General features: G+C 72.3%; 12 protein-coding genes and 1 pseudogene. 7 read left to right on the forward strand and 6 right to left on the reverse strand.

Features of this window, described 5'->3' with window-relative positions; translation table 11 throughout:
* Nucleotides 1-17 precede the first annotated feature (17 nt).
* From AOJ26_RS00300 to AOJ26_RS00325, 6 genes and pseudogenes are all read left to right on the forward strand, one after another.
* Complete coding sequence (locus AOJ26_RS00300; protein WP_053846085.1) at nucleotides 18-1,151, forward strand: S1C family serine protease; 1,134 nt, start codon at nucleotides 18-20, stop codon at nucleotides 1,149-1,151.
* Between the two features lie 28 nt (nucleotides 1,152-1,179).
* Nucleotides 1,180-1,359, forward strand: a complete 180-nt coding sequence (locus tag AOJ26_RS00305) for a hypothetical protein (RefSeq protein ID WP_053846086.1) — start codon at nucleotides 1,180-1,182, stop codon at nucleotides 1,357-1,359.
* A gap of 106 nt (nucleotides 1,360-1,465) precedes the next feature.
* A complete protein-coding gene (locus AOJ26_RS00310) occupies nucleotides 1,466-2,203 on the forward strand; it encodes a response regulator transcription factor (protein ID WP_053846087.1) in 738 nt (245 codons plus the stop codon).
* Nucleotides 2,200-3,666, forward strand: coding sequence for a sensor histidine kinase (locus tag AOJ26_RS00315; RefSeq protein WP_053846088.1), 1,467 nt, complete (start codon nucleotides 2,200-2,202; stop codon nucleotides 3,664-3,666). The genes AOJ26_RS00310 and AOJ26_RS00315 overlap by 4 nt, the downstream gene beginning before the upstream one ends.
* Nucleotides 3,667-3,876: 210 nt before the next feature.
* Nucleotides 3,877-4,854: pseudogene (locus AOJ26_RS00320) on the forward strand (pectinesterase family protein); the annotation flags it as partial.
* 89 nt (nucleotides 4,855-4,943) lie between these two features.
* Nucleotides 4,944-6,707 (forward strand): immunity 49 family protein, encoded by a 1,764-nt coding sequence (locus AOJ26_RS00325; protein WP_053846090.1) that lies wholly within the window; start codon nucleotides 4,944-4,946, stop codon nucleotides 6,705-6,707.
* Here the strand turns inward: AOJ26_RS00325 and AOJ26_RS00330 are convergent.
* Nucleotides 6,649-8,481: an ABC transporter ATP-binding protein gene (locus tag AOJ26_RS00330; protein ID WP_078959671.1), complete on the reverse strand. Its 1,833-nt coding sequence runs from the start codon at nucleotides 8,479-8,481 to the stop codon at nucleotides 6,649-6,651. The genes AOJ26_RS00325 and AOJ26_RS00330 overlap by 59 nt on opposite strands.
* Nucleotides 8,482-9,043: 562 nt before the next feature.
* Nucleotides 9,044-10,843, reverse strand: a complete 1,800-nt coding sequence (locus AOJ26_RS00335; RefSeq protein WP_053846091.1) for a bifunctional metallophosphatase/5'-nucleotidase — start codon at nucleotides 10,841-10,843, stop codon at nucleotides 9,044-9,046.
* A 144-nt stretch (nucleotides 10,844-10,987) separates the two neighbouring features.
* Here AOJ26_RS00335 and mshD point away from each other — a divergent pair, with 144 nt between their 5' ends.
* Nucleotides 10,988-11,914 (forward strand): mycothiol synthase, encoded by a 927-nt coding sequence (gene mshD, locus AOJ26_RS00340; RefSeq protein ID WP_053846092.1) that lies wholly within the window; start codon nucleotides 10,988-10,990, stop codon nucleotides 11,912-11,914.
* An 18-nt stretch (nucleotides 11,915-11,932) separates the two neighbouring features.
* Here the strand turns inward: mshD and AOJ26_RS00345 are convergent, their stop codons facing one another.
* The 4 genes from AOJ26_RS00345 to AOJ26_RS00360 form a co-directional block, all read right to left on the reverse strand.
* A complete protein-coding gene (locus AOJ26_RS00345) occupies nucleotides 11,933-12,589 on the reverse strand; it encodes a hypothetical protein (RefSeq protein ID WP_053846093.1) in 657 nt (218 codons plus the stop codon).
* Nucleotides 12,576-14,120, reverse strand: coding sequence for an ABC transporter (locus AOJ26_RS00350; protein ID WP_053846094.1), 1,545 nt, complete (start codon nucleotides 14,118-14,120; stop codon nucleotides 12,576-12,578). The genes AOJ26_RS00345 and AOJ26_RS00350 overlap by 14 nt, the downstream gene beginning before the upstream one ends.
* Nucleotides 14,117-14,977, reverse strand: coding sequence for an ABC transporter ATP-binding protein (locus tag AOJ26_RS00355; RefSeq protein ID WP_053846095.1), 861 nt, complete (start codon nucleotides 14,975-14,977; stop codon nucleotides 14,117-14,119). Before AOJ26_RS00355 ends, AOJ26_RS00350 begins: the two co-directional genes overlap by 4 nt.
* A 61-nt stretch (nucleotides 14,978-15,038) precedes the next feature.
* Nucleotides 15,039-15,625: hypothetical protein (locus AOJ26_RS00360; protein WP_053846096.1), on the reverse strand; the 587-nt coding region annotated here is incomplete at its 5' end.

Raw genomic sequence — 15,625 nt, forward strand, 5'->3', positions numbered from 1 at the left:
GGGACAAGCTTTTTGCCATGACCGAGAGCTTCCGCCGCGACGGCGAGTACGAGCAGTACGAGAACCCCTACCAGGGCGCCCAGCAGCACGCTTCGTCGCCCGTGAACCCCGAGTGGCCGCCCCCGCCGGCCCAGCCGCCCGCGGCGCCCCCGCAGCCCGTAGCGTCCCCGCAGGCCGCCGCCTTCGCCGCCGAGGGTGCCGGCTCGTACGGCGGTGACGGCAACGGCGGCGGAACCGCTCTCCTCACCGCGGCCCCCGCCGAGCCCGGAGCGCCCGCTCCCAAGCGGCGCACCCGCGGCCCCCTCGCCCTCCTCGCCGCCGTCGCGATCGTCGCCGCGGCCATAGGGGGCGGCACCGCCTACGGCATCCAGGAGCTGACCGGCAACGACACGGTCGCCTCCAGCAGCACCAGCACCAACGTGGTGCCGTCCTCCGCCAAGGGCACGGTCGCCGGGGTCGCCAAGGCGGTCAGCCCGAGCATCGTCGAGATCAACGCCACCTCGAACGCCGGGGAGTCCACCGGATCCGGCGTGATCATCACCAGCGACGGCGAGATCATCACCAACAACCACGTCATCTCCGGCGCCGCCACCATCAAGGTGAGCACCAGCGACGGCAAGACCTACACCGCGAAGGTCGTCGGCACCGACAGCAAGAAGGACCTCGCCCTCATCAAGCTGGAGAACGCCTCCGGGCTGACCCCGGCCACCCTCGGCGACTCCGACGGCGTCCAGGTCGGCGACGAGGTCGTGGCCATCGGCTCCCCCGAGGGCCTGACCGGCACCGTGACCAGCGGCATCGTCTCCGCCCTCAACCGGGACGTGACCGTCGCCACCGACGAGGGCCAGAGCCAGAACCAGGGCGGCAACGGACAGTGGCCGTTCGAGTTCGGCGGCCAGCAGTTCAACGGCGACACCGGCTCGTCCACGACGACGTACAAGGCGATCCAGACGGACGCGTCCCTCAACCCGGGCAACTCCGGCGGCGCGCTCATCGACATGAACGGCAACATCATCGGCATCAACTCCGCGATGTACTCCGCCAGTTCGGACTCGTCCACGGCCGGCAGCGCGGGCCTCGGCTTCTCCATCCCGATCAACACCGTCAAGTCCGACCTGGCCACGCTGCGGGCCGGCGGCTCCGACAGCTGACCCACCCGACCCCCGCGAGGAGCACGTCATGATCCAGCAGGTTTCGCACACGGTGGCCGGCACCGACCCGGCCGGGTTCGCCCTGGCCCTCGAGGTGGCGTACGCACTGCACGCCCCGGCGCCCCGCGCGCCCGAGGTGGCGGTCACGGGGACGGCCCGCCGTGGGACGACCGCCGCCCGCGCCCGCCGCCGCCCGGTACGCGGCTGACCTTGCGGGAGCACGTCCTTCAGCGCCGACGGGGAACCGTGCGAGGCTGAAAGCGTTCACCGACTTCAGTCCCGTTCTCCCCACCGCACCCGAGGAATCCCGAACCATGAGCCCCGCCGAAGGCGACCGTGACCCCCAGCGCATCCTGATCGTCGACGACGAGCCCGCGGTGCGCGAAGCACTCCAGCGCAGCCTCGCCTTCGAGGGCTACGACACCGAGGTCGCCGTGGACGGCGCGGACGCCCTCGACAAGGCGACCGCGTACCGGCCCGACCTGGTCGTCCTCGACATCCAGATGCCCCGCATGGACGGGCTCACGGCCGCCCGGCGCATCCGCGGCGCCGGCGACACGACCCCCATCCTGATGCTGACGGCCCGCGACACGGTCGGCGACCGGGTCACCGGGCTCGACGCGGGCGCCGACGACTACCTGGTCAAGCCGTTCGAACTGGACGAACTGTTCGCCCGGGTGCGGGCGCTGCTACGGCGGTCCTCCTACGCGGCGGCGGCCGGGGCGGCCTCCGCCGCGGACGACGAGGCGCTCACCTTCGCCGACCTGCGGATGGACCTCGCGACGCGTGAGGTCACCCGGGCGGGGCGGCCGGTGGAGCTGACCCGCACGGAGTTCACCCTGCTGGAGATGTTCATGGCGCACCCGCGCCAGGTCCTCACCCGTGAGCAGATCCTGAAGGCGGTCTGGGGCTTCGACTTCGAGCCCTCCTCCAACTCGCTGGACGTCTACGTCATGTACCTGCGCCGCAAGACGGAGGCGGGCGGCGAGCCGCGGCTCGTGCACACCGTGCGGGGCGTGGGGTACGTGCTGCGGCAGGGCGGCGCGGAGTGAACAGGCTCCTGCGCCGGTACCGCTCCCTGCCGATCCGGTCCCGCCTGGCCCTGCTGGTGGCGGCGGCGGTGGCGTTCGCGGTGGCGGCGGTGTCGGTGACGTGCTGGTTCATCGTGCAGGGGAAGCTGTACGACCAGCTCGACGAGGATCTGCAGAACGCGGCGCAGGCCCAGCAGGCCCAGGCGGTCGTGGCCACCCTCACCGAGTGTCCCCAGGCACCGGTGGAGACCTACGGGGATGTCCGCACCCGGGCCGAGCTCTACCTCCAGTTGGTGCAGGCGGACGGCAAGGCATGCGTCTCGTCGAACTCGCTGGGCAGGGTCAGGACCACCGATGCCGACCAGAACGTGGTCAAGAACGCGCTCAGCAAGGAAGGCATCTTCCGCAACGGCACCGACTCGGACGGCAAGTCGGTACGTGTGCTGACGACCCCCCTGTACGTCAGCCAGGGCCCGGGCTCGCCGCCCCGGCTCTACACCCAGGCCGCGCTCACCGTCGCCGTACCCCTGAAGACCACCCAGTCCACCCTCAACGAACTCGCCCTCATCCTCCTCCTCGTCTCCGGCGTGGGAGTACTCGGTGCCGGCGCCGCAGGTCTCTTCGTGGCGCGGGCCGGCCTCCGCCCCGTCGACAAGCTCACCGAGGCCGTGGAACACGTGGCCAGGACCGAGGATCTGAGCATCCGCATTCCCGTCGACGAGGACGCCGAGGACGAGGTCGCCCGGCTGTCCCGGTCCTTCAACTCGATGACGAGCTCCCTCGCCAGCTCCCACGAACTCCAGCAGCAGCTCATCGCCGACGCGGGCCACGAGCTGCGCACCCCGCTCACCTCCCTGCGCACCAACATCGAGCTCCTCACCCGCAGCGAGGAGACCGGCCGCCCCCTCCCCGAGGCCGACCGCAAGGCACTGCTGGCCTCGGTGAAGGCGCAGATGACCGAACTGGCCGCCCTGATAGGCGATCTGCAGGAACTGTCCCGCTCGGAAGGTCAGCGCGGCGAACGCGTGCAGGTCGTCTCACTGGAGGACACCGTCGAGGCCGCCCTGCGCCGGGCACGGCTGCGCGGACCGGAACTGACCATCGACGCCGCCCTGGAGCCCTGGTACACCCGCGCGGAACCGGCCGCCCTGGAGCGTGCCGTGGTCAACATCCTGGACAACGCCGTGAAGTTCAGCCCCGAGGGCGGCACGGTCGAGGTGCGGCTCACCGGGGGCGTCCTGACCGTCCGGGACCACGGCCCCGGCATCCCCGCCGAGGAACTCCCGTACGTCTTCGACCGCTTCTGGCGCTCCCCCGGCGCCCGTGCCCTGCCCGGCTCCGGCCTCGGCCTGTCCATCGTGGCCCGCACGGTCCAGCAGGCCGGCGGCGAGGTCACCCTCGGGCACGCCGAGGGCGGCGGCACCGTCGCGACCGTACGGCTGCCGGGGGCGCCCACTCCACCGCCGGAGACGCCCGCGCAGTAGGCCGGTCCGGGCGGCAACCTTCCGTGCGGGAGCGGCGACTGCACTGCGGTCCATCCCCCGCACGGAAGGTCGCCGCAGATGAGTGAGACACGCAGCAAGGCCCGCCACCGCAGGAGGAGGACGGCCCTGGCGGCCGGTCTCCCGCTGGCGCTGAGCGCCTCGGGAGTCATGGCCCACGGCATGCTCCCCGGTGTCCAGACCCCCGCGTCCGCCGCCACCAGGGCCGCGGCCGTCACGACGCTCACCGTCGCCAAGGACGGCAGCGGGCAGTACTCGACGGTGCAGGCCGCGGTGAACGCCGTACCGGCGAACAACGCCTCGCGAGTGGTCGTACAGGTCAAGCCGGGCACGTACCGCGAGCTGGTCAAGGTGCCGTCCGACAAGCCGCACGTGACCATCCAGGGCACCGGCTCCAGCCGCAGCGACACGGTGATCGTCTACAACAACGCGTCCGGCACGCCCAGGCCCGACGGGTCCGGCACCTACGGCACCGGCGGCAGCGCCACCGTCGCCGTCGAGGCCGACGACTTCCAGGCCCGCAACCTGACGGTCTCCAACGACTTCGACGAGGCGGCCCACCAGGACATCGCGGGCCAGGCCGTCGCCCTGCGCACCGCCGCCGACAAGGTGTTCCTCGACGGGGTCGTCGTCACCGGCGACCAGGACACGCTGCTGGTGGACACCGCGGCCAAGGACAGGCTCGGCCGCGTCTACATGACGAACTCCTACGTCGTCGGCAACGTCGACTTCATCTTCGGCCGGGCCACCGCCGTGATCGACAAGTCCGTCATCACACTGAAGAAGCGCTGGAACGGCACCTCGGCCGGGTACGTCACCGCGCCCAGCACCGCCGCGAACCGCAAGGGCATCCTCATCGCCAACTCGACGGTGAACGGGGACGTCTCGTCCGCGAGCTTCTACCTGGGCCGTCCCTGGCACGCGGGCGGCGACGCGAGCCTCGACCCGCAGACGACGGTCCGCAACACCTCGCTGAGCGCGGCGATCAAGTCCACGCCGTGGACCGACATGAGCGGCTTCTCCTGGAAGGGCGACCGGTTCGCGGAGTACCGGAACACCGGTTCGGGCTCGGGCGCGGCCTCGTCCGACCGGCCGCAGCTCACCGACGCGCAGGCCGCCGGCCAGGAGGTCGCCGACTGGCTGGCAGGCTGGACGCCGAGCCCGTCCTGACCTGCTGTTCGTCCGCTTTCCGGCGCTGTGTCAGACCCTCGTTCTAGCCTGTTCCGGTAGATCGGGAAGTCGGACGGGGGAGCGGAAGAATGGTGCGTATCGAACGGCATCGGGTCGGTGAGGCGGCCGTCTCGGCGGTGCGGAAGGACTTCGCGAACAGGATCGGTTCGCAGGTCCACTCCCTGTCCAAGGCCGGCCCGGTGACGGCGTGGGAGTGGTGGCTGATCGCCCAGGAGTTCGTCGAGTACCTCGGCGCGCTCTCGGTGGAGACGCCCGACCTCCACTCCCCCGAGGCGAAGGCAGTCCTGGAGGACGCCGCCGAGGCGGCCGCCGGCGCGGTGGCCTACGCGGCGTACTTCCCGCGCGACCGCTTCGAGGTCTTCCTCACCTACCCCAACTGGGGCCTGGTGTACGACCGCGAGCCCGGCGGCTCCCCCGAGCCGGTCACGGCCGACAGGTGGCTGGACGCCTTCTGCCTGGCGATCCTCGTGGAGAAGACCCGATGGCACGGCGAGGCCTTCCACTTCGCCCGCGAGGCACCCCAGCGGGGCCGCTCCGGACACCCCGACACCGAACTGATCAACGGCTTCATGGCATACGTCATCGGCGACACCGGTGACGACGACGCCACCTGGCCGCCCTCCCGCGAGCAGAAGCTCGCCGCACTCGACGCGGCACTCGACCGGGTCCGGGCCCGGGAGACGGAGACCGGTCGTCAGCTCGCCGACCAGCCGTACGGCATCGGGCTGCGGGCGCTGCGCGCGCTGACGGCGGGCGACCGGGAGGGGTTCGACGAGGCGGTCGTACGCCTGCTGCGGCCGCTGACCGGCACCCCCGGGCCCGGGGCGCGACCGGGCAGTCTCCTGCCCCTCCTGCCGATCGCGCTGACCGCGCTGGCGTACCGCGACGAGGGCTGGCCGCCGGCCGTCGACAGCGACTACCTGCCGGACGCGCTGGTCACCGGGTTCAAGGCCACACCGCCCCGGGTGGGGCCCTACGGCCGGGACCGGCGCCCGGACGCGGTGGCCGAACTCACCGCGGGAGTGGTGGAGTTCGGGCGGGCCCTGGAGCCGCGCCCCCTGGAGGCCGACAGCGAGGAGCAGTTCGAGCGGTACACCCGGGACGCCGTCACGCCGGTGCCGGGCAAGTCGCTCACCACCTTCGAGCTGGCCTACGCCGTCACCTATCAGGAGCTGCTCTTCCGGACCCGCGCCGCGCACACGTCCGACGCGAGCGACGCCCAGCTGGAGAACCTGCGGCTGGCCGCGGAGCTCGGGGCCGCGCTGTTCCGTACGACGCTGGCGGAGCCCGGCACCGACGTGCCGGTGACGATCGACGGCCGGACCGTGACGTACCCCGCCTGCCGGGACGAGGACGCCGGGCCGGGGGCCTGGCACCGGGCGGTGCACCTCGCGCTGATCACGGGCCGGCGGGAGCATCTGGCGCCGCTGGTCCTGGCGGGCCCGGAGCGTGTCGGTCCGGACCGTTCCGTGTCGGCCCCCTACCGCCGGGCCCTGCACGCCTATCTGCGCGGCGAGGATCCCGTGCCCGCCACGGACGAGGCCCTGCGGGACACCGGCAAGGCCCGTGACCAGGGGTTCCTGCCGCCGCCCGCGGTCCTGTTCTCCCAGCTCGTGGAGGGCGACGAGGAGAGCTTCAACCTGGCCCTCCTGGACGCCCTGACGGCCCACCGCGACCACTACGCCGTCGCCGACCGCCCCTCCGACCCCGACGCCGCCCTCAGCCTCGACATCCTGGCCCTCACCTGCCACGCCCGCCGACGGGGCTGGGAGATCAGAGTCCGCTCACCGTATCTGCCGGCCCGGATCGTGGGAGCGGCGACACCGTTCTGATCCGCCTGGGCACCTCCGGCAGCCTTCGCAGGGGCATCGTGTCCTCCGGGAGCGGGCCGAGGAGGCGGGCGTAGGTGCCCTGGTGGGCCACCAGTTCGGTGTGGGTGCCGGCCTCCACCAGGCGTCCGTCGTCCACCACCAGGATCCGGTCCGCGCCCGGGGCCAGGCTCAGATCGTGGGTGATCATCAGGGTCGTGCGGCCGGACATCAGCCGGCGCAGGGGCTGGACGACCTGACGGGCGGCCACCGAGTCCAGGCCGGCCGTGGGTTCGTCGAGGACCAGGACGGGTGCGGCCCGGAGCATCGCGCGGGCGATGGTGATCCGCTTGAGCTGGCCGCCGGACAGGGCCGCCGTGCCGGGGGCGATCCAGGTGTCGTACCCCTCGGGGAGGGCCGTGATGAAGTCGTGGGCCGCGGCCGCGCGGGCGGCCTGCTCGATCTCCGTGTCGCTCGCGCCCGGCCGGCCCGCCCCGATGTTCTCGCGGATGGTGCCGCCCAGGATCAGCGTCTCCTGCGGGAGCAGGGCGATCTGCTCCCGCAGGAACTCCAGGCCCAGGTGCGAAAGCGGCACCCCGTCCAGGGTGATCACGCCCGCTGAGGGGTCGTAGAAGCGGGTGAGGAGCTTGGACAGGGTGGACTTGCCTGCGCCGCTCGGGCCCGTGATGATCACCAGCTCGCCGGGGGCGGCCGCGAAGGACACGTCGGTGAGGGAGTCGCGGTGTGCGGTCGGGTAGCGGAAGTGCACACCGTGCAGGCCGATCCAGCCCCGGACCGGCCAGGCGGGGACGGGTTCGGCCGGGTCGCCGACCGACGGCTGCGCGTCCAGGATCTCGTTCAGGCGCTGGGCGCCCGCGGTGGCGGCGGTGAGGGTGAGGCCGAGCTGCCCGAGGTTGCGGACCGGCGGGTACAGGTAGCCGATGAAGGCGGCGAAGGCGAGCAGCCGGCCCAGTGTCATCCGGCCGGCCGAGATCTCCCAGACGCCCAGCCCGATCACGGCCAGCACGCAGAGCGTCTCCACGACCTCGACGAACTGCTCGTACATCTCGCTGAGCCGGGCTCCGCGCACCGAGGCCCGCATCCAGGCGCGGGCCTCGCGGTCCAGGCGCCGCTCCTCGTCGCGGCGGCGGTTGTACGCCTGGGTCAACACGATGTTGCCGAGGGACTCCGCCACGACGGAGGTGATCGCGCCGTCCGCGACCCGCTCGTCCTGTGCGGCCTCCCTGATCCGGCCGGAGAAGCGGCGGGCGGCGAACAGGAACAGCGGCGCGAGGACGAAGGTGGCGAGGGCCAGGTCCCAGCGCAGGTACAGGGCGGCGGCCGAGTAGAAGAGCGCCGAGAAGGCGGCGGCGACCGTGCCGACGACGCCGGACACGACCATCTGCTCGATGGCCTCGACGTCTCCGGTGAGGCGTTCGACCAGGTCGCCGTGGCGGTGCCGCTGGAAGAAGTGCGGGGGCAGCTCCTGGACGTGCCGGAACACCTGCGCGCGCAACCGCAGCACGAATCTCTCCGCGGTCCAGGTCGCGAGCGAATTGCCCAGGTAGCCGACGAGCGCGCCGAGCGCGGCCACGGCGAGCCAGGCACCGGCCGGCCCCCAGAAGGCGGAGAGAGAACCGGCCTTGAGAGCGGTGTCGGTGAGTTCCGCGAACAGCAGGATCGCGGCGGTCTCGGCGAGCGCGGACACCACCACGCACGTGACGATCGCCGCCAGCCACCCACGGTCGCCGCGGGTCAGCGGCCAGAAACGGCGGAAGGCCTCGCGGACTTCCCTCATGACGACTCCCTTTCAGCTACGGCGGCCGCGGGGACGGCCGAGGCGGGGCCCCGGCGCGAGACGTGCTCGCCGTCCGGTGGCCCCGCCTCGTGGCGCGCTGCCTCAGCCCTTGTGGGCGACCGGACGGCGCTTCGGCGCGGCCTTCTTGTGCGCCTTCTTCTTCGGGGCCGGGGCGGGCTTGGCGGCCTTCTTCACGGGGACGATCTTGTGGAAGCTCATATCTGCATCCTCATCTGCGAATTGATTTGATTTACGTAAGTGAATTCTGTGTCAGCCCTTATGGGCGACCGAGTTGCGCTTCGACGTCTACGTTTTCAGTACCATCACGCCCTCCTTTGCGTTTGCGTCGTTCGCTTTCGACATGGAAAACACTACGGCAATCCCGCAGCCGAAAAAGCCATTTGGCCTTAGACGTCAATAAGAATGACTATGCATCGCCTGAGAATCGAAGGGCTGACACAGAATTTACGGACGGAAATGAAACGGCCCCGCCGACGCCACCGCCAGGGTGGCGGTGGGTGGTCGGCGGGGCCGGGGTGCTGCGTGCGGTGATGCCGGAGGTCTACTTGACGATCGTGATCCGGTTCGCGGCCGGCGGGGCGATCGGGCTGCTCGCCGACGAGTTGGCCGTCAGGTACTCCACGAGAGCGGCGAGGTCGTCGCCGCCGACGAGGTCGTTGGTGCCCTGGCCCAGCGTGGTGAAGCCGTCGCCGCCGCCCGCGAGGAAGCTGTTGGTCGCGACACGGTAGGTGGCCGCCGGGTCGACGGCCGTGCCGTTCAGCCTCACGGAGTCGACGACGATCCGGTCGGCGCCGGTCTTCGTCAGGTCGAGCGTATAGGTGAGGTTGGCCGACGGCAGCAGGATCTTCGGCGAGGCCGCGTTGGAGCCGCTGACCTGCTCCTGGAGGACCTTGACGAGCTGGGCGCCGGTGAAGTCCTGGAGGTTCACGGTGTTGGAGAACGGCTGCACGGTGAAGCCCTCGGCGTACGTCACCACCCCGTCCCCCTCGGTCCCCTTGGCCGCGTAGGTCAGGCCCGCCCGGACACCGCCGGGGTTCATCAGCGCGAGGTCGGTCTCCGGGTCGAGGGACCTGCCGTACGCGAGCTGCGCGTCGGCGATCAGGTCACCCATCGGGGACTCGGTGCCGGTGCTCGGGACGTCGGCGGAGATGTAACCGACGGGCCGGTTGCCGATGGGCGCCGCGAGCGTGTTCCACTTGCCGATCAGCTCGGTCATGTCGGGCGCCTTGGCGACGGTCCGGGTGACCACGTGGTTCGCCGACTTCACGGCCGTACGGGCGATGTCGCCGGTGAAGCGGTCGTACGTCAGCGTGGTGTCGGTGTAGAGCCGGCCGAAGGACGCGGCCGAGGTGACCATGCGCGGGTTGCCCGCCGGGTCGTCGATCGTGCACACGTAGGCCGCGTGGGTGTGGCCGGTGACCAGGGCGTCCACGGACGGCGAGATGTTCTTGGCGATGTCGACGATCGGGCCGGAGATGCCGTCGCCGGCGCCGGGCGCGTCACAGTCGTAGTTGTAGGAGGCGGAGGCCGGGGCCCCGCCCTCGTGGATGAGGGCCACGATCGACTTCACGCCCTGCTTCTGGAGCACGCGGGCGTACTTGTTGATCGTCTCGACCTCGTCCTTGAACTTCAGGCCCTTGACGCCCTCGGCGGAGACGACACCGGGGGTGTCCTCCAGGGTGACGCCGATGAAACCGACCTTGACGTCCTTCTTCTTCCACACCCAGTAGGGCTTGAGGATCGGCTTGCCGGTCTTCTCGTCCAGGACGTTCGCGGCGAGGTAGGGGAAGTCGGCGCCCTCGAACTCCTCGTCGGTGTAGCAGCCGGCGGTGGGGTGGCAGCCGCCGTTCTGGAGCCGCGCCAGTTCCTTCGCGCCCTCGTCGAACTCGTGGTTGCCGACGCTCGTCACGTCGAGGTCGAGCTTGTTCAGTGCCTCGATGGTGGGCTCGTCGTGGAACAGGCCCGAGATCAGCGGGGAGGCGCCGACCATGTCACCGCCGGCGGCGGTGATGGAGTACGCGTTGTTCTTGCGGGCCTCGCGCAGGTGGGTGGCGAGGTACTCGACACCGCCCGCGTCGATCGTCTTCGTGGTCCCGTCCGCCTGGAGCTCGGTGACCCGGCCGGAGGAGCCGGACGGCGGCTCCAGGTTGCCGTGCAGGTCGTTGAAGGACAGCAGCTGGACGTCCTGGTAGCGGCTCGGCAGCGGTTTGCCGTGCTGGTTGTCGTGCGCGCCGGCGGGCAGTGCGGCGGCGAGGGCGCCGGCGGTGGCGAGACCGGCGGCCGCGGCCACGAGTCGATACGTACGTCTGCGGCGCTGTTGCTGCTGGGACATGGCTGGCATACGCCCCCCTGGTTCCGGATGTGAGAGTGCCCCCGTCCGGCGCAGCCTAGGGTCAACGCGCGTAGCGCGACAGAGGTTCCGCGGTTACATCCTGGTTGCTTCTTTGCCGCCGCTTTGCGTGCACCTCCCCTTACCCTCGTAGCCATGACCAGCGACGACATCGCACGCCCCGGCATCTCCCGCTCCATCGAGACCCTTTCGGCGCTCTCGCCGGAACAGACCGAGGCGGTTCTCGGGCTGCTCGCCGAGGCCGCGCACCACGACGGCCGGCAAGCGGTGTCCGAACAGGGCAGGTTGCAGCTCAGGGGCGGCACCCGCGAGGGCGTGTCCCATCTGCTGCTGCACGTCGGCGACGAACTGGCCGGATACGCCCAGCTGGAGGACACCGACCCGGTGGAGGCGCCGGCGGCGGAGCTGGTGGTCCACCCCGCCCACCGCGGCCACGGCCACGGCCGCGCCCTGGGCTCGGCACTCCTTGCCGCCTCCGGGAAGCGGCTGCGGGTGTGGGCCCACGGCGGTCACAGCGCCGCCCGCCACCTCGCCCAGGTCCTCGGGCTCACCCTCTTCCGTGAACTGCGGCAGATGCGGCGCCCGCTGACCGGCCTCGAACTGCCCGACCCGGTGCTCCCGGCGGGCGTGACGGTCCGCACCTTCGTGCCCGGCGAGGACGACGCCGCCTGGCTCGCGGTCAACGCCGCCGCCTTCGCCCACCACCCCGAGCAGGGCTCGCTGACCCAGCGCGACCTCGACGACCGCAAGGCCGAGGCCTGGTTCGACCCCGAGGGCTTCTTCCTGGCCTTCCGCGACGGCGAACTGGTCGGCTTCCACTGGACCAAGGTGCACGCGGCCGAACAGCTCGGCGAGGTCTACGTCGTCGGCGTCCGCCCCGGCACCCAGGGCGGCGGCCTCGGCAAGGCCCTCACGACGATCGGCCTGCGCCACCTCGCCGCGCAGAACCTGCCGACCGCGATGCTCTACGTCGACGCCGACAACAAGGCGGCGGTCTCGGTCTACGAACGCCTCGGTTTCACGACGTACGAGACGGATCTGATGTACCGCACGGAGACCTGAGATCGGGATCGCCCGGGATCAGGAGGCCGGCCGCAGTCCGAGGCGTCGTAGCGGCTCCGGGGCGCAGGCCGTCCACACCGCGGTCGCGCTCACCAGGACCACCGCCCACCGTACGTGCGCCGCCTGCCAGTTCGGGTCGCCCGGCGCGACGAACAGGTCCCAGCGGGCGGGGAGCAGGAGGGGGGCGAGGAGGGCGAGGGTCAGGAGACCGGCCGCCACCGAAGGGCCGGGTTCGGGTTCGTCGGTGAAGCGGACCGCCACCGCCGCGGCGGCCAGCGCGAGGACGGCCGTCGCCGCCGCCTCCAGGGTGACCGCGCCCACCGGCGGCCGCGCGTCCTCGGGCAGCAGGGCCAGCGCCGCCGCCCACCACAGCGCGGCGACCGGCGCGGCCAGTGCGGCCCGCAGCCCGCTGCGCACCCACCGCCGGGTGGGGACGGGGGCGGTGAGCCGGCGGGCCGGGTCGTCCAGGAGGAAGGCCAGGCCCAGGGCGAAGGCGAGGGCGGCGGCCCGCAGCAGGGTGACGCCGAGCCACGCGTCGGGTGTCCCGGACAGCAGCCGCGGCAGCGCGACGACCAGCAGGCCGACGACCGCCCCGGCGCCGACCGCCCGCCACGGCACCGTGCGTGCCACGGCCGCGACCAGCGCCCACCGGGCGCCCCCGTCACTCCTCCGCACAGTCGTTCGCCTCCTTCGGCGCCTCGACGCCCAGCACCCGTGCCACCTGCGCGGTCGAGACGCCCGGCGCGGTCAGCTCGCTCCAGTGCCGCTTGACGGAAGCCGTCACCTCGCCGCGCGGCCGCCGCAGCAACTCCCGTACGACATCGGTCTGTCCGGCCGTCATGGACAGCCCGCTGGTCGGGGCGAGGACGCCCGCGTCCCCGGTGACGCTGTCGTCGAGGCGGACGTTCGCGAGGGCGGCCATCGGGTGCGTGTCCCCGCCCACGGCCAGCCACATCGTGGTGACCACCCGGCCGTCGCACAGTTCGGCGCCCTTCGACTCGTCACCGGTGACCAGCACGTAGGCGACGGCGACCGCGAACTCGGGGACCCGGTTGCCGCCCCACCGCGTGCCGACGGTGACCTGGTGCGGCGCGGTGAGCGGTTCGATCGCCGAGTCGCCGTCCAGGCCGTAACGGGCCTCGACCCGCTGCCGTACGAGAAGGGGCTGCCGGGCGGCCGTACCGCCGGCCAGGGACCGGACGCGGTCCACGGTCCCCGCCCAGTCGCCCGTGCGGCCGGTCCACTCGGGGAAGGCGCAGTACGTCGAGCCGTCCAGCCGTACGCAGGACTGGACCCGCTCGGGGGAGACCGAGACCTGCTCACGGGCGGCGGCCAACTCCGGTGACACACCCCCGGACTGGCCCATGGCGCCGGTCACCGTCAGCGCGAGCGCGCCCGCCGCACCGGCCTTCAGCAGGGGCGTCCGGCCGCCGCTGGCCAGGACCGCGCAGAGGGCGAGCAGCAGGATCAGCCCCGTCAGGTACAGCGCGTGCCAGGCCGCCGGGCGGCCGACGAGGTCCGTGGGCAGGACCGTGTTCTGGCTGGTCTCGTCGACGATCGGGGACAGCCACCGGGTCCACTCCGCGCCGCTGGTGCCCGCGGAGACGAACACGCTGAGGACGAAGAGTCCGACCACTCCGACCGGTGCCGCGAACGTGGACGGGACCAGCCGGGCGAGCAGCACGCCGAACGCGCCGCACAGCAGCACGTACAGGGGGCCGACGGCCAGTTCGGCGAGGGAGCCGTGGCCCACCGCGCCCGGCCTGAGGGCCTGCCGGGTGAACTCGCCGAGCACCACCAGCGCGGTGACGGCGGCGAAGGGCACCACGGACAGCACATGGGCGACCGTCCGCCGCCACGGCTCCATGACCATGACGTCGAACTGCCGGTCGGTACCGCGCCTGCGGGAGCGCAGTGTGCACCGGTTGACGCACACGAACAGGGCGATCCCCAGCAGCAGGGGGCCGTTCTGGGTGGCGCGGTCCGCGTCCTGGAGGGCCGGGAAGGCCTCCATGCCGTCCTGCTGGTGGAACAGCGTCCACGCCGTGTAGCCGACGTACAGCAGCAGCGTCGCCAGCACCGGGATGTACCGCAGCAGGTCGCGGGCCTCGAAGCGGGCCAGCGCGAACACGGCGGCCCAGGCCCGTCGCGGCTCCTCCTCGGGTGCGGCGGTGGACTCGGCCGCCGTCTCGGTCACCAGGCTCATGCCGCCACCTCCGCGTCCACGTCGTCCAGGGTGAGCAAGTAACCGTCCTCCAGGGTGGGTTCGAGGAGCTCGGCGCCCGCCGGCGGATCACCGACGTTGCGGAAGGAGCCGGTGCCGGTGCGCCAGCCCGCCTTGGCGCCGGGGGCGCGTTCCGTGCTGCTCCACACCCGGCCGGCGGCCCGTGCGCTCAGTTCGGCGGGGGTGCCCTCGAAGAGGATGCGGCCACGGGCCATGACGAGGACGCGGTGGCAGAGCATCGCCACGTCCTCGGTCTGGTGGGTGGACAGGAGCACGGTCCGCCCCTCCCCCGCCTGTGCGATCAACTCCCGGAACCGCATGCGCTGTTCGGGGTCGAGCCCCACGGTCGGCTCGTCGAGGACGAGGAAACCGGGGTCGCCGACGAGGGCAGCGGCCAGCGCGACCCGCTGCCGCATCCCGCCGGACAGCTTCTTGATGCGCTTCGCGCGTACGTCCCCGAGGTCGACCTCCTCGAGGACGCGCCGCACCTCGCGGTGGCGTGCGGTGCGGTCGGTGAGCTCCTTGAGGATCGCCACGTAGTCGACGAACTCGAAGGCGCTGAAGTCCGGGTGGAAGCCCGGGGTCTGCGGCAGGTAGCCGAGCGAGCGCCGGACCTGCTGCCGGCCGCGCGAGCTGCCCGGGTCGTGGCCTAGGACGGTGAAGGAGCCCCGGTCGGCGGGCACGGCGGTGGCGAGCACCCTGAGCAGGGTCGTCTTCCCGGCGCCGTTGGGCCCGAGCAGCCCGGTCACGCCCGGCGTCAGCCGCAGCGACACGTCGTCGAGGGCGCGGGTGCCGCCGTAGCGGAGATGGAGCCCGGAGGCGGAGACGGTGGCGGTCATGCGGGGCTCCCGTTGCGGAGATCGAGACGGTGACGGAGGAGGGGGCGCGGCTCGGCGGCGGTCATCGGGCGCTCCCGTTGAACAGGTCGAAGCGGTCACGGACGAGGAAGAGCAGGCCGGCGCCGAGCGCGGCCATCGCCCCCGCCACGCCCTGCCCGGCCGCCGTGAACGGTGCCAGGGCATCGGTCTGCGCCTGCTGTGCGGCCTGCGCGGCCAGCAGTACGGTGATCCAGGCGCCGCCGACCAGGGAGGGCGCGAGGACCGGGCCGAGCCTCGGGGTGAGGGCGAGGCCGGTCGCGGTGAGGGCGAGCGCGGGCAGCAGCCAGGCCAGGGCGCGCAGGCCGTAGCCGGGCAGGGCGAGGGTGGCGAGCCCGTTGAGGCCGAGTCCCGCGACCAGCACGGCGAGCGTGCGGATCATCAGCAGGCGGAAGCCGTGGGTGGGCGCGACGACCGTCATCTCGTAGGTCGGGTCGAGCGCCGGGCCGTAGGACAGCGCCACCCCGGCCAGCGGCAGCAGCGGGGCGAGGGCGAGGAACAGGGTCGGCGACTCGGTGGTACGCACCGCGCCGACGGTCGCCAGCAGCAGGAACACCACGGCCGCCAGCCAGGAACGCCTGAGCACCGGCGTGGCCGCGAGCAGCCGGGCCG

The sequence above is a fragment of the Streptomyces sp. NRRL B-24085 genome, assembly GCF_001282115.1.
Lineage (GTDB): Bacteria > Actinomycetota > Actinomycetes > Streptomycetales > Streptomycetaceae > Streptomyces.